Annotated in this window: 12 protein-coding genes, 2 tRNA genes and 1 pseudogene (1 of these 15 running past the window's edge); all 15 read left to right on the top strand. The window is 58.8% G+C overall.

What is annotated here, in order from left to right:
• Positions 1-20 precede the first annotated feature (20 nt).
• A complete protein-coding gene (locus CVU60_14865; GenBank protein PKN40618.1) occupies positions 21-407 on the top strand; it encodes a hypothetical protein in 387 nt (128 codons plus the stop codon).
• A gap of 206 nt (positions 408-613) precedes the next feature.
• The gene (locus CVU60_14860; GenBank protein ID PKN40680.1) at positions 614-2,035 is read left to right on the top strand and encodes a hypothetical protein; all 1,422 of its coding nucleotides are present in this window, start codon (positions 614-616) and stop codon (positions 2,033-2,035) included.
• Entirely contained in the window at positions 2,035-3,597 is a 1,563-nt protein-coding gene (locus tag CVU60_14855; protein PKN40617.1) for a KamA family radical SAM protein, read from the top strand. Before CVU60_14860 ends, CVU60_14855 begins: the two co-directional genes overlap by 1 nt.
• A complete protein-coding gene (locus CVU60_14850) occupies positions 3,594-4,763 on the top strand; it encodes a peptidase M20 (protein ID PKN40616.1) in 1,170 nt (389 codons plus the stop codon). The genes CVU60_14855 and CVU60_14850 overlap by 4 nt, the downstream gene beginning before the upstream one ends.
• A 112-nt stretch (positions 4,764-4,875) precedes the next feature.
• Positions 4,876-5,835, top strand: a complete 960-nt coding sequence (locus tag CVU60_14845; protein PKN40615.1) for a C4-dicarboxylate ABC transporter substrate-binding protein — start codon at positions 4,876-4,878, stop codon at positions 5,833-5,835.
• Positions 5,836-5,927: 92 nt separating this feature from the next.
• The gene (locus CVU60_14840; GenBank protein ID PKN40614.1) at positions 5,928-8,135 is read left to right on the top strand and encodes a C4-dicarboxylate ABC transporter; all 2,208 of its coding nucleotides are present in this window, start codon (positions 5,928-5,930) and stop codon (positions 8,133-8,135) included.
• Between the two features lie 16 nt (positions 8,136-8,151).
• Positions 8,152-8,643: a universal stress protein gene (locus tag CVU60_14835; GenBank protein ID PKN40613.1), complete on the top strand. Its 492-nt coding sequence runs from the start codon at positions 8,152-8,154 to the stop codon at positions 8,641-8,643.
• Between the two features lie 263 nt (positions 8,644-8,906).
• Positions 8,907-10,145, top strand: a complete 1,239-nt coding sequence (locus CVU60_14830; GenBank protein ID PKN40612.1) for an aminoacetone oxidase family FAD-binding enzyme — start codon at positions 8,907-8,909, stop codon at positions 10,143-10,145.
• Positions 10,146-10,273: 128 nt separating this feature from the next.
• Positions 10,274-10,753 (top strand): peroxiredoxin, encoded by a 480-nt coding sequence (locus CVU60_14825; protein PKN40611.1) that lies wholly within the window; start codon positions 10,274-10,276, stop codon positions 10,751-10,753.
• An 11-nt stretch (positions 10,754-10,764) separates the two neighbouring features.
• On the top strand, positions 10,765-12,069 hold the full coding sequence (locus CVU60_14820; GenBank protein PKN40610.1) for a GGDEF domain-containing protein: 1,305 nt from the start codon (positions 10,765-10,767) through the stop codon (positions 12,067-12,069).
• A complete protein-coding gene (locus CVU60_14815; protein ID PKN40609.1) occupies positions 12,062-12,532 on the top strand; it encodes an ATPase P in 471 nt (156 codons plus the stop codon). The genes CVU60_14820 and CVU60_14815 overlap by 8 nt, the downstream gene beginning before the upstream one ends.
• 137 nt (positions 12,533-12,669) lie before the next feature.
• Entirely contained in the window at positions 12,670-14,730 is a 2,061-nt protein-coding gene (locus tag CVU60_14810; protein ID PKN40608.1) for a methyl-accepting chemotaxis protein, read from the top strand.
• Positions 14,731-14,922: 192 nt separating this feature from the next.
• Positions 14,923-14,999, top strand: a tRNA-Pro gene (locus CVU60_14805).
• 7 nt (positions 15,000-15,006) lie between these two features.
• A tRNA-Thr gene (locus CVU60_14800) sits at positions 15,007-15,082 on the top strand.
• Between the two features lie 130 nt (positions 15,083-15,212).
• Positions 15,213-15,308 (top strand): annotated as a pseudogene (locus CVU60_14795) (trehalose-binding protein) (it continues 1,531 nt past the right edge of the window).

Genomic DNA, 15,308 nt, shown 5'->3' with positions numbered 1-15,308 from the left:
CAAAATTACCGGAGTTACCCATGAAAAGATTGATCCTTATGTGCGCTCTTTTGCTGGGCATCCTGCCGGCCACGGCGGCCGTGGCCGGGCCCTGGACCGCCCTTGAACCTGTCCAGCTGTCTGCTTCGGGCACTTCGGCGACCCTGCCGGTGGGCGAAAAGCTGGGCAAGATCGACAATATGCGTTTCAAGATCGACGGGGCGACAGTCACGTTCGAGAGCCTGACCCTCATTCCGGTCGAAGGCGACCCCATCCCCCTGCGCGTTCCCGTGCAGCTCAAGTCCGGAGAATCCTCGGGACTCATCAACATTCCAGGGATGGCCACGGCCATCGACAAGCTCAAGCTCGTGTACCGCATCACCGAAGGCAAGCCCGCCACGATGACCCTGCGGCTCAAGCAGGACTGAACGGAAGGCCTGGAAATCGACGCAAAACCAGAACCGGGGCTCAGCCGACCGAAAATCCGGTGCCGCGAGCAGGAATCCGGACGTGGTGTTGCGCCGAACCAAGCAAATAATTGCGGTTTGCGGAATCAATCGATAGGGCCAGCGAAACAAATGCCCGCGACAATGGCGTTGCCGGGCCAATTCTGTTGCGTGGAGGCGCGGTTATGATCATGGAAGACGAGGACATACTCTTTTCGGATATCAAACTTGACCCGGACACGTTTTATTTCCTGTATATCGGCGAAATAAAAACGGACTGCCTGAACCAGTTCTTCAAGGAGACCCTCTCCAAGATTCACGGCCAGAAATTCGATTTCATTTCCATCCTGCCCGATGTTCTCGAATCCTATCCGCACAAGAACACCATGGTCATAAACCCCATGGCCCGGGAGCTTTTCCGGGCAAAGGGGCGCAAGGTCAGCTTCCGCATCCCGCCACGGACCTTTGCCTCCCTGGTTTCCGCATCGGACACGGTCAACGAGCTGATCCGCCAGCTTCTCGACAAGCAGGGGCATGTCTTCATCCATGTCTTTGAATCCGTGCCCGAGCTGACCCTGGCACTGATCCCAGGCGTGCGCATCCTCGGGCCCAGCGGCCACATCGCCAACATCTGGAACAACAAGCTCTACCAGTTGCAACGCCTCAAAGACGTCGCGCCGCTGATCAGCTACCGTGTCTGCCAGGATGCGCAGGACATGATGGATACGGCACGGGAACTCTGGGAAGAGTGGCCGGACGGCATCTTTGTCAGCCAGCCCTATTCGGCGGCCGGAGTGAACAGCTTTGTCGCCCGCACGCAGGAAGAGATCGAAACCAAGACCGGACATCTGCGGGGCAAATTCTTCATCAGCCGCTACATCCCGCACGTGGCCGACCCCACGGTCCTGGGGATCGTGGCCAACGCTCAGGACGTGTTCATCGCGGCCACCGCCGATCAGGAAATCTACGACGGCAACAAGTTTCGCGGATCCACCTTTCCCTCGGAGCAACCCGACGCCACGCAGCAGGAACTGCGCGAGATAACGCGCAGAATAGGCCAGGTCATGGGACGCGGCGGCTATCGCGGCATCTTCGGGTGCGACTATATCGTCGACGACCAGGGCCGGATTTTTTTCGTGGAGGTCAACGCCCGCAAGCAGGGCACGACCATGGAGATGTGCTGCACCCTTGAGAACGCCCTGCCGCCGGAAACTCCGGGACTTCTGGAGCTCGAATATCACGCCGTGATGTTCGACCGCTTCCCGGACAACAAGGTGGAGATAAAGGAAGCCCTCAAGGGGATCTGCTGGCGGACCTACAATTTCAAGCTCGAACACGAGGCCGAAACCGAGCACATCGTCCCCGTGGACGAGGACGAGCGGACACTCTTTCGCCAGATCGTGAGCAATGGTCAGGAGCACGGCGTGATCGTGGTCGAGCACGTGGGCGGCAAACAGGCCGTCATGCCCGGCACGTTTCTGGGCAGGGTCGTGGCCGTGGCCCGCGACCGCTGCCTGCTCGATGAAGACATTCGCCTGGGTATCGAGCAACTCAGCGACTCCATCCGCAAACACTCACAACCACAGGTATCAAGCGAGGATGACAAGTGATGAGCATCAATGCCCTGGACGCGTTTACGACGGATCTCTTTGAAAAACTGTTCACCATGAAAAATGACGGCACGCCATCAGGCGATGAGTGCCAGACCATAGCCGCACTTTTCAGGCAGGCCGAGGCCGAAAAGCTGACAGGCCCCATCGTCGCCCTTTTCGCCGCCCTGGAAAAAATCCATGACGAACAGGGCTGGACTCCCGAGCAGCTTGGCATGACGCGGGACGGCCTTGAGGCGCTGGCCGTGAAGCATGAACAGATCGACGAACACCGGGTCACGGTGGGCGGCCGTGTCGGCAAGGCCCTGAACATCGTCGACGCGGCCCAGGACCGGGTCACCGAATACCTGGAACGGCATCCCAAAGAAGCTCCCAGCGGCATCGAGGTCTGGGACCGGATGCTCGAGAACCAGGCGCGCATCAAAAAAGTCCTGGGCATGGGCGAGGACGACTGGAACTCCTACTCCGGGCAGCTTCGCCATGCCATCGAGGACGTCGAGACACTTTCCAAGGTGGTCGATCTGCCCGCCAAGGCAGTGCAGGACGTGCTGCGGGTCACCAGGACCTATCGCATGCGCCTCACGCCCTATTACGCGAGCCTCATCCTGCCAGGCCAGGTCAACGATCCCGTCCTGCTGCAGTCCGTGCCTACCGGGGAGATGATCGACAACGCCGGTGTCGAGATCCCTCCCGTGGCCGCGGACCATTCCCCGGCCCGCCTCATCGACCAGTTTTACCCCAGGGTGGTGACAATCAAGGCCACCAACATGTGCGCCATGTACTGCACCCATTGCCTGCGCATCGCCCACATCGGGGCCAAGGACCGCCTTTACGGCAAGGAAGCCTATGGCGAGGCGTTGGAGTACATCCGCGCCAACCCCGAGATCCGTGACGTGCTCGTCACCGGCGGCGACAGCCTGGTCCTGCCCAACAGCATGCTCAAGTGGCTTCTGGGCGAACTCGACGCCATCGATCATGTACGCATGAAGCGACTCGGCACGCGCATCCCCGTGACCACGCCGCAGCGCATAGACAGCGAACTCCTGGATATCCTTGAGGCCAGCAGCGACAAAAAACCTCTGCGCGTGGTCACGCAGATCAACACCGCGCAGGAGATCACGCCGGTCTCCAAGGCCGCTTTCAAGGCGCTCTCCAAACGCGTGGCCGCGGTCATGAACCAGGCCGTGCTTTTGAAAGGCATCAACGACACGAGCGTCAAGATGTGGAAACTCTGCGAGACCATCCAGGAAGCCTATGTCCGGCCCTACTATGTCTTCAACTGCAGCTACCGCAATCCGCAGTTCATGCATTTGCGCGTGCCCGTGGCCGTTGGGCAGAGCATTATCGAGAGCATGTACGGCAACATCTCCGGCGACGCCATCCCACGCTACATCGCCACTGCCGGGGGAAAGATCCCGCTGCACCGCACCAATGTACTCGAACACGCACAGGGACACGTAAAGATGCAAAAGCCTTGGAGCGGAGAACAGGTCATGTATCCCGATCCCGATCCCAGGGAGTACGCCCGTCAGGACTTCGGCTTCGCCAAATACGAGAAATGATCCCGGTCATGCACGACAAAATCCAATCGTTTCTGGCCCCCCGCCGCAGCGAAGCCCTCGAGCAGCTGCGGCGGCTGGTCGAGATCCAAAGCGGTAGCCGCAACAAGCCGGGCCTTGACCGCATGGCCGCGGAAATGACGGAGATCCTGGGGGGGATAGTGCCGGACGTGCGCGTCCTGCCTTTCGCTGACCACGGCAACATGGTCCAGGCCAGAACCGCTCCGGCCGCAAAAGGACGCAAGGGGATCGTGCTGGTCGGACACATGGATACGGTCTTCCCCGCCGACACAGCCTTCACCGCGTTCCGCGAGGATGGCGAGCGCTGCCATGGCCCGGGCGTCTATGACATGAAGGGAGGCCTCGTGGTCGCGGTCCAGGCCCTGAAAGCCCTGGCTCACCTGGGTCTTCTGGACGAAATTCCGATTACCGTGCTGTGCAATTCCGACGAGGAGATCGGCTCGCATGCTTCGCGCCCCTGGATTGAGAAAGAGGCGCAGGGCGCCCTGGCCGCGTTGGTCTTCGAAGGCGCAGGCGCAGGACGAGAGGTGGTCACCGGCCGCAAGGGGCGGCTCGGCATGCTGCTGACAGTTCGGGGCCAGGCCGGGCATGCGGCCAAAGGCGGAGCCAAGGCCAGCGCCATACTGGAGTTGGCGCACATGATCATCGCCCTCGAAGGATTGAACGACGGCCGGGAGATAACCCTGAATGTCGGCCGGATCGAAGGCGGGATCGGGCCCAATACCGTGCCCGATCTGGCCACGGCGGCCCTCGATGCCCGCTTCCTGAACCAGCAGGGACGGCAACGGCTCGAAGAGGATCTGAACCGGATTGTCTCACGGCCCACGATTTCCGGGACCGTGGGCACACTGACCGAACAGTCCGGGCGACCGGCCATGCCCCAGTCGGAAGGGAACAGGCGGCTTTACGCCATGGCCCGCGCGCAGGCGCAGATTCTTGGTTACGACCTGCCCGAGGAGCTGCGTTCGGGCGTGTCCGATGCCAATTTCATTGCCGGCCTTGGCGTGCCCGTGCTCGATGGGCTGGGCCCCGTGGGCGATCTGGATCACAGCGATCTGGAGTATATTCTCAAGGACACGCTGCTCGAGCGAGCGGCACTCACGGCTGCAACAATCGCAGCAATCTGGAATCATGCAGAAAGCGCGTGATTTTTCCAACCCCCCGCAATTTGACAGAATGAATGATCTTCAGCATAGAAGATCGACAACGTAGTGGATTTTTTGTCCTTGATTCACAACAATTCATTAGATGGAGGTGCTTATGGTTGGAAGAAAATGGCTGGTCGCCCTTGTGGTCGTACTCGGAATGGCAGTGTCCGCGCCGCAGGCAATGGCCAAACAGGATATCCTCTTCGGCGGAGCCTCGATCACAGGCGTCTACTACCAGGTCGCGCTGCAGCTCAGCAACATGATGAACAAGCATGCGGCTGACAAGTACAACTACATCGGTCGGCCCACGGGCGGTTCCGTTTTCAACATCAACGCCATCGACCGTGGCGCGTTTGACTTTGCCGTGGCCCAGTCCGACCGCAACTGGCAGGGTGCCAACGGCGCTGCCGACTGGGAAGGCAAGCCCGTCAAGGGCCTGCGCAGCGTGTTCAGCATGCATCCCGAGACCGTCCTGCTGGTCACCCGCAAGGACGCCGGCATCAAGACCGTCATGGACATGAAGGGCAAGCGGATCAACATCGGCAACCCCGGCTCCGGCCAGCGCGGCAATGCCGAAGACGTCCTGCGCATCTACGGCCTGGACTTCAACAAGGATTTCAGCGCCGAGGCGTTGCAGCAGGCTGAAGCCTCCCGCGCCCTGGTCGACCAGAAGATCGACGCCTTCTTCTTCACAGTCGGCAACCCCAGCGCCGCTGTCGAAGAGCCGGCTCAGTCCGTCGATCTCGACATCGTCCCCATCAATTCCGACGGCATCAAAGACTTCGTGGCCAAGCATCCCTATTACATCATGACCAAGATTCCGGCCGGCACCTACAAGGGTGTGGACAAGGATGTCGAAACCTACGCCGTGACCGCGACCGTCATCTCCAATGACTCCGTGTCCGAAGAAGTGGTCTACGACATGGTCAAGACCGTGTTCGAGAACCTGGACGAACTCAAAGCCTCCCACGCCGCTTTCCGCAACCTGAACCCCAAGGAAATGCTGCAGGGCCTCTCCGCCCCGCTGCATCCCGGCGCGCTCAAGTACTACAAGGAAAAAGGTTGGATGTAGCCTCATCCTGACAAGGGGGCCACACGGCCCCTTTGTCTGTTAAAAGGCCCGCTTTTTCTTCCGCCTCACTTCTCTGATGCAAGGACATTGTCATGGCAGAACACGAAACGCCCAAACAAGATCACGCCGCCCCCGAAAAAGAATCTTCCGCCAGCATGAAAAAGGCCGCCGAAGACCTCGTGGCCATGGTCGAAGCAGGCGCACGGGAACCTTCGAATTTTTTCGCGTCGGGAGCGATCACACTTTTATGCCTGTGCTGGTCCGGCTTTCAGCTTTTTCTGGCCTACCAGCCCCTGAATTCGCACATCGCCCGGGCTTGGCACCTGGCGTTTGCAGTGTGTCTGGCCTTCCTTGCCTATCCTGCCTACAAGCAGCAAACTGCGCCCATGTGGGTCAAGTGGACCAGAAAAGTCATACCCAATTTCGCTAGGCGCTCCATACGCACCTACATTCCCTACTACGACATGGTACTTGCGGCGCTGGCCACGGCCGGAGCGCTCTACATCTGGTGGGATTACGACCAGCTCATCAATCGCCAGGGCCTGCCCAACACCATGGACATCTGGATGGGCATCATCCTGATAGTGCTACTGCTTGAAGCCGCCCGACGCTCCCTGGGCCCGGCCCTGACCATTCTTGGCTCCGTTTTTATGGCCTACACGGTCTTTGGCCCCTATCTGCCTGAAGTGCTCCGACATCGGGGTGTACCGCTCGATTTCATCATCAGCGACATGTACCTGACCACTACCGGTATTTTCGGTGTGCCTCTTGGCGTATCGACAGACTTCGTCTTCCTCTTCGTCCTCTTCGGCGCCCTGCTTGACCGCGCAGGCGGAGGAAAATATTTCATCGACGTGGCCTTCTCGGCGCTAGGCACCTTTCGCGGCGGGCCGGCCAAAGCCGCAGTCCTGGCCTCGGGTCTGACAGGGCTTGTCTCGGGCTCTTCCATCGCCAACACCGTGACCACGGGTACCTTCACCATCCCGCTGATGAAGAAGGTCGGCTTTCCGGCATACAAGGCTGCAGCAGTGGAGGTCGCGGCTTCCACCAACGGCCAGCTCATGCCGCCGGTCATGGGCGCGGCAGCCTTCATCATGGCCGAGATAATAGGCATTCCATACCTGGATGTCGTCCGGGCCGCATTCCTGCCAGCGATAATTTCCTACATCGCCCTTTTCTGGGTCGTACACGTCGAATCCATGAAGCTGGGCATCAAGGCCATTCCACGCAGCCAGCTTCCGCCCTTCTTCAAGACCTTGCTGCGGGGCTGCCATTTCATCATCCCCTTGGCAGTACTGATCTTTTTTCTGGTCGTCGTACGTCGATCACCCGTGACCTCGGCGCTCCTGGCCATCGAGAGCCTGACCGTGATCATGCTGATCCAGCGCCCGATCATCGCCTACCTGACCATGAGCGCCCATCGCCGCGCCGGCACCCTGGATCCGGACGTGGACACCAAGCGTTTCATGACCGCAGCCTTCCGCCAGGGTCTTGTCGATATCTGGAACGGCCTGATCATGGGCGCCCGCAACATGATCTCCGTGGGCGTTGCCACCGCCACGGCAGGCATCATTGTCGGCGTGGTGACCATCACCGGCCTTGTCGGCCGTTTCATCACCCTCATCGACACCATCTCCATGGGCAACGTGGTCCTGATGCTCATCTTCACGGCCATTACCAGCCTGATCCTGGGCATGGGCATGCCGACCACGGCCAATTACATCATCATGGCCACTCTTACGGCTCCTGTCATCGTGCAGCTCGGTGCCGACGCGGGCCTGGTCTTCCCCGTCATCGCGGCCCATCTGTTCGTCTTCTATTTCGGAATTCTCGCCGACGACACTCCTCCGGTGGGACTTGCCGCCTATGCAGCAGCGGCCATTGCACGCTCCGATCCGATTAAAACCGGTGTGCAGGGTTTCGCCTATGACCTGCGCACCGGGATTCTGCCTTTCATTTTTCTCTTTAACACCGATCTGCTCATGATCTCAGGAGTGACCGCCACCGGTGACATCATCTGGCTTGACGACTACCTGCACATCGCGTGGATCTTCTTTTCCGGGATTGTCGCCATGTTTGCGTTCGCCTCGGCGATCCAGGGCTGGCTGGTCAAAAGCTGCAACTGGGCGGAGCGTCTGCTGCTGCTGGCGATTTGCGCCACTACATTCCGACCCGGAGCATTTGCTCCGTACCTGCCCTTTGACAGGCTTGGAATGCAGATTCTGGGAGTTTGCGTTTTCTTCCTTCTTGTCGCATGGCAAATGACGGTTAAAAAGACCAAGAAAAAAGTCACCACCTAAAAAGGCGAGGCACTGCATGTACAAACGCGTTCTTGTCCCCATTGATTTGCAGGAGTCTGACGATCGCGCTCGCTGCATGGGCTTGGAGAGATCAATTGAACTTTGTCGATTGTACAAAGCTCAACTGCATATCCTGACAGTAGTACCTGACATGGGAATGCCCATTGTTGCCAATTACTTTCCTCCTGACGCCGGCGACAAGATTGTCGCCGAGGCAGAGGAGATGCTTCATGAGATGGTTGGCGTCTATATTCCTGAAGATATAGACGTTAATTATCTTGTCGCGCAAGGATCCATCTATAGAAGGATTTTGCGTATGGCTGAAAAAATAAATGCGGACCTTATCGTGATGCCTGCGCATCGGCTCAAACTGCAGGACTATCTTCTGGGCACAAACACGGCCAAGGTAGTCCGGCATGCGCAGTGCTCAGTGCTGGTGGTGCGCTACGACTCCGAAGAATCCTGCGTGATCTTCGATCAATCAGGCGACTCCGAAGACGACGAATAATCGCGCAAGATCGGCTTTTCAAACACGCCATCAATGGTAACGTTACCCGGTCTGCTCCCGGGCAGCCTTCCGCCTTCGGGAAGCTGCCCGGGAGCAGGCCGGGTTTCACATGTTCCAAACCACAATTCGAACCTGCCAAACATCCTCCTGGCCGGCTACCAAAGAAAATCGAACTTAATTTTCAGGCTGGGGGCCGATCCGTGCTCAACTGCCTTTACATCCTGCCCCGCACACTTCAGAATGTAATTTTTTGAAGGAATCCCATGAACCACTCCGTCATAGTCATCGGCGGCGGGCCTGCCGGTCTTCTCGCCGCTGCCACCGCAGCATCCGGGGGCGCTTCCGTCACCCTGCTCGAACGCATGGACCGTCCGGGCCGCAAGCTCCGAATCTGCGGCAAGGGCCGCGGCAACATCGGCAACACCGCGCCTCTGGATGAGTTCCTGACCCATTTCGGCAAGAATTTTCGTTTCCTGCGCCCGGCCCTGTCCCATTTTTTCACCAAGGACACCATCGCACTTCTGGACGCTCTAGGCGTTCCGACCAAGGAAGAGCGCGGCGGACGCCTTTTTCCAGCCAGCGACAGCGCCCAGGATCTTGTGGACGCTTTTGTCCGCAACGCCAGGGCAAAGGGCGTTACCATCCGCACCGGATGCCGGGTACGGGGCATCAACCGCAAGGACGAGCAATTCGAAGTCTCTTTCGGCTCTCAGACCCTCACGGCAGACAGGATCATTCTGACCACGGGCGGGGCCTCCTATCCCGCGACCGGCTCCACCGGGGACGGCTACGACCTGGCAAAATGCCTCGGACACGCCATAGTGCCCATCGCTCCGGCGCTTGTTCCACTGATTACCGCCGGCGATACTGCAGCCAGGTTGCAGGGGTTGTCGCTCAAGAATGTCCGCGTCGAATTGCGCGTCGACGGCAAAAAGGCGGGAGAAGACATGGGCGAGATGCTCTTCACCCATTTCGGACTGTCCGGCCCCCTCATCCTGACCTTGAGCAAGGCTGCCGTGCGTGCGGTGGACCAGGGCAAAAAGACCGAGATACTCATCGATCTCAAACCCGCCCTGGATCCGGCCAAGCTTGACGCCCGCCTGCTGCGCGACTTGGGAGAGCACGGCAAGATGCACATGGAAAACTTGCTGCGCGGCCTGATGCCTCCCAAGCTTATCCCCGTCTGCCTTGAACAGACGCGACTGGCCGGAGACAAGGCCGCCCATCAGATCTCCGCCGAGGAACGCAAACGCCTGCGCCTGTGGCTCAAGGAACTGCGCTTCACCGTCAGTGGCTACCGCCCCTTGCGAGAGGCCATCATCACCGCCGGCGGCGTAGACCTGGCCGAGGTCAATCCCAAGACCATGCAATCGAAAATCTGCCCGGGGCTATTTCTGGCCGGAGAAATACTCGACATGGACGCCGACACGGGCGGCTTCAACCTGCAGGCGGCCTTGTCAACGGGCTACCTGGCGGGCCTGAGTGCTTCCGACATTCCCTGACCCTGCGCGTACGCGAAGATGGCTTTGCCGCAGGGTGACGTTCCCTCAAACTGCGACCCTGACCTTGCACGCACCCGGGGGTTACGCTAGGAGTTTGGCGGGAGACTTTGTTTCCCAAGGAGTTTTTCATGACCGACTTCAAAATTCCCGCTCCCGGCGAACCGGCTCCCCCTTTCTGCCTCGGCGGCGCTTCCGGAACCGACATCCGGCTTGAGGACTACGCGGGGCGCTGGGTGGTTCTCTACTTCTACCCCAAGGACAACACTCCCGGCTGTACCGTTGAGGCACAAGAATTTTCCGCCCTGAAGGATCAGTTCGCGAAGTTGAATGCCGTAGTCCTCGGCGCGAGCCCGGACTCCGTCAAATCCCATCAGAATTTCACGGGCAGGCACGCCCTGGAGGTGGAGCTGCTGAGCGACCCCGAACATGAGATTCTGAAACAATTTGGGGCCTGGAGGCTCAAGAAAAACTACGGCAGGGAATACATGGGCGTGACTCGTTCCACATTCCTCATCGACCCCTCTGGAATCATCCGCCGCTCCTGGCCTTCGGTCAAGGCGGCCGGACACGCAGCCGAAGTGCTGGTCGCTTTGAAAACGCTGGTTTGAGCAGAAGATCCATGCCGCGAGGACAAAGCAACCTTCTGACGGAGCTGAAAAGCCTCGTCGCCGCCATCGAGGGCAGCGCACGAACGAACGACCCGGTCGCATTCAAAGCCCACCTCAAGGAACTTGTCGTCTGGGCCCGGCAACTGATCCTGCGCGTCCCCCTTTCCTCCTCCGCGCCGGCATTGGAAAACGAGGGGCTCAAACGCAGGCTGCGCACCTCGAAAAGCAGTTTCGAGTCAATGATCTCCGCCTACAAGGCCATTCTGGACGCTTTTGAAACATTTCGCGGGACCGTCGATCTCGTTCAGCAAGCCAAGCGTCTGGATGAACTTCCCGCCACGCTGGACGCCATCCGGGGACTGCGCAATCTGCACACACTGCATGTCGTTCTGGACCATGACCTTTTCGAGCATCGCATTCCCAAGGGGGTCGGCCGGGCTTCGGCCGCCATGCTCAGGGAACGCCTGAAACAATTCTCGCCCAGCCCGCACGCTCCCAGGCTTTTTCTCGGCGAGGTCGGACAAATCGAAAAGCCCGACTTTTTCCTTGGGCTGGAACAGCCTCCGCCCTCCGGTTCCTGCTTCATCTTCGCCCTCGGACACAAATACGTGCACTCCAAGATCATTGGCGTGGTGGCGGCCTATGATCCGGACCCAACGCGCTATGCCCCGGACAAGGCCACTGATTTTCTGAGCCATTTCTGCGACATCCTGGCTTGCACCCTGATCACCGCCCTGGAACACGCTCAGCTTGAGGAGCTGACCGTGCGCGACGCCTTGACCGGAGTGAACAACCGCACCTACCTGGAGCGTCATGCCGGGCGCATCCTCGATTTTGCGGCGCGCAAAAAGCTCCCCGTGCACCTGCTCTTCATCGATCTGAACGGATTCAAGGCGGTCAACGACGCCCTCGGACACGAGGCTGGGGACGCCATTCTGGTGGCGGTGGCCAGGTCCATCAAGGCCATGATCCGCAAATACGACATCTTCGTACGCCTCGGTGGAGACGAATTCGTCATCCTGCTCCCGGACACGGACGAAGACATGGCCCTGACATTTGTCACCCGCCTACGCCGGACACTGGCCGGCATCGATGTCGGGCAGGCCTGCTCCCTGGATACAAATCTGCGAATTTCCGCTTCAGTCGGCGTGGCCCGCCACCAGCCGCCCCAGAGCCTGGAAAGCCTCATCAAGGCCGCCGATCAGCGCATGTACGAAGACAAGACACTCTCAAAAAACGGTCCGGCCGACGGGCATGATGCCTCCATACCAAAAAACACCCCTTTCCCGGCAAGGACCGAGCATTACCATGATTGAATTCGACATCTCCGGCTTCGGACAACGCACACTGCACCACCTGGTTCTGGACTACAACGGCACGCTGGCCCTTGACGGCCGGGTCCAACCCGGCGTGTTTTCGCGCCTGAGCCAACTCAAGAGCAAGCTGCAAATCCACATCCTTACTGCGGACACATACGGGACTGTACGTTCAACATTCGGCCAGTCAGACTATACGGTGCATGTCCTGCCCGCCGGCAACGAACGTGCGGCCAAGGCCGAATATGTACGCGAACTTTCGGCCCTGTCCTGCGCCTGCCTGGGCAATGGCAACAACGACTCCGTCATGCTTGAGGAAGCCGGATTGTCCATGGCCGTGCTCCAGCCCGAAGGGATCGCAAGGGCCGCCCTCACCTCGGCTCACATCCTGGTTCCCGGCATCGAGGCCGGTCTCGATCTGCTGCTGCACCCCAACCGCCTCAAGGCCACCCTGCGAGCCTGACGCGCAGGTGCGTAATACGCACGCAAATAAACTTTTCAAGTATCTAGTATTAATAATCCTTGTTGATTTATTCGGATCAAATAAGTACTCTTCAGAATCATTGAATTGAATTTCAAGCTTTCAAAAGAGGGGGGCGCATGATCAATACCCAGTCCATCAAATTCACCACCAAACTGTTTACAGGAATCCTGTCCATCCTGATACTGTCCATGGTTTCGGTAATCGCAGTTACCAACACGCTGGTAAAAGACGGACTCGAAAGTCTCGGACGGGATGCGCTGGAGAATATCAACAACTCCGTTTTCATCTCCCTGGAAACCCAGAACTCCCTTTTACTCGAAAAGCTCACCGGCGACATGACCATCCTGGAGGGAGAACTGGACCGCTACGGCTCCTTTGATCTGGACCCGAGCTACATGCTGGACCGCTCCATCACCAACCAGGTCTCAAAGAAGGTTGAGCAGGTCAGCATCCCGAGGCTCATGCTCGGAGGAACCGTCATAAACGGCAACACGGGCATCGTCGACAAGATCCAGTTCATGACCGGCGGGGTGACCACCATCTTTCAGGTCCTCGACGACAAACTGCTGCGGATTTCCACCAACGTGCGCATCAACGAAACGGACCGGGCGGTGGATACCTACATCCCCGCCGACAGCCCCGTATACAAGACCGTCATGAGCGGCGAGACCTACAACGGCCGCGCTTTTGTGGTCGACGACTGGTATGTGACCTCATACAAGCCCGTGTACAACGCGGACGACAAGATCGTGGCGGTCCTCTTCGTGGGGCGCAAGATACTGACCCCGCAACTGCGCGAAATGCTGACCACTATCAAGGCGGGCGGTGTCGGCTACTTTTTTGTATACAATTCCAAGGGTGAGGTGTTGGTTCATCCCACCCTCGAAGGGAAAAACATTTTTGAAGAGCCCGGCATCGGGGATTATTTCCGCGGCCACAATGACGGTTTCCTCGACTACGAATGGAACGCGAAACACAAGATCACCTACACCCAGCACTTCGAGCCCTGGGACTGGCATCTTGCCGTTGGCCTGAATAATGACCAGATGGTTCGCGGGCTGGACACGGAGATCATCACCAAGTGTATTTACGTCGGCCTGGCGATCATGCTGCTCGGCGTGTTCATTGCCGTGTTGCTCATCCGCGGCATCGCCAAACCCCTGAACCAGCTTGCGACCAAGAGCCTGCAGGTGGCCGAAGGAGACTACACCATCGCCTTTGCCCACCCGGCCAAGGACGCCATAGGACATCTGTCGGACGCCTTGAACACCATGGTCGGACGCACCAAGGAAATGCTCGGTGAAATCAACACCGCCACCCAGTCACTGGCTACGGCGTCAACGCAATTGTCGAGCATTTCCTCCCAGATGACCGAAGGATCGGCCCAGACTGCACACATGGCCACCACTGTCAGCAGCGCGGCAGAGGAAGTCAGCGGCAACATGAACTCCGTCTCGGCGGCCATGGAGCAGGCCTCCATGAACATGACCACCGTGGCCACGGCGGCAGAAGAGATGTCCGCCACCATCCACGAGATCGCCCAGAATTCCGAACGGGCCAAGAACACCACGGCCAGCGCAGTGTCCAAGGCTCAGGCCGCCTCGGGCAGAGTCGACGAACTGGGGACGGCCGCCAAGGAAATCAGCGCCGTAACCTCAACCATCACCGCCATCTCCTCCCAGACCAACCTGCTGGCCCTGAATGCCACCATCGAGGCGGCGCGGGCAGGCGAGGCAGGGCGAGGATTTGCCGTCGTGGCCAACGAGATCAAGGAACTCGCGCAGCAGACGGCCAAAGCCACCGAGGACATCCGCGAGAGGATCACGGGAATCCAGTCCGTAACCACCCAGACGGTGGGCGACATCTCCGATATCACCGGAGTCATTGCCGAGATGAATGAAATCGTGAGCACCATCGCGGCAGCCGTTGAAGAACAGTCCGTGACCACCCGCGACATCGCGGAAAATGTCGGTCAGGCGTCCATGGGTATCAACGAAATCAATTCCAACGTGGCCACCAGCTCGTCCATGACCCACTCCATCAGTTCCGACATCGAAAAGGTGCGCTCGGCCTCGGACGAGATGACCGCAAGCAGCCAGACCGTGCAGCAAAGCGCGATGGAACTTTCCGAACTTGCCGAACGCCTGCAGGACCAGGTTTCGCGTTTTAAGATCTAGCCCCATCCAGCGGACGGAAAAAAGGGCCAAACGCGGCCTTTTTTCCGTCCGTGCTCAACGTTGCCCTATCGGGCCACAAAATCAGCAGCCCGGAAAAACAAACAATTTCAAAAGTTCCCACTCTATTTCTGCCTGAAATCAAAAAAGTGTTTGACAAAGCACAAGGCTCTACCTAGAAGCGTTTTCTCGTGTCGGGATGTAGCGCAGCCTGGTAGCGCACCTGAATGGGGTTCAGGGGGCCGGAGGTTCAAATCCTCTCATCCCGACCACACGAAAGCCCACATAGCTCAGTTGGCAGAGCGCGTCCTTGGTAAGGACGAGGTCAGCAGTTCAATCCTGCTTGTGGGCTCCAGACATCAAAGCCGATCCTTGTGATCGGCTTTTTTGTTGCGTGTTATCCACCTTTTTCACAAAGTTCTCTTTTTGCCGCTCCACTGCTAAATCTTCCCGGTCAAACAAAAACCTTTCCCCGCGAGGAATACATGCACGTAGGCTCCTACTCCTTTCAGGAATTCAAGAACAAGGCAGCAGAATTTCACGGCTACCCCGCCCCCGGCCTTTTGATCGGCGGTTACATG

Source organism: Deltaproteobacteria bacterium HGW-Deltaproteobacteria-18 (assembly GCA_002841885.1).
GTDB lineage: Bacteria > Desulfobacterota > Desulfovibrionia > Desulfovibrionales > Desulfomicrobiaceae > Desulfomicrobium.
Note: the sequence above shows the minus strand (reverse complement) of the source record. Positions and strands in the feature narration are given on the sequence as shown.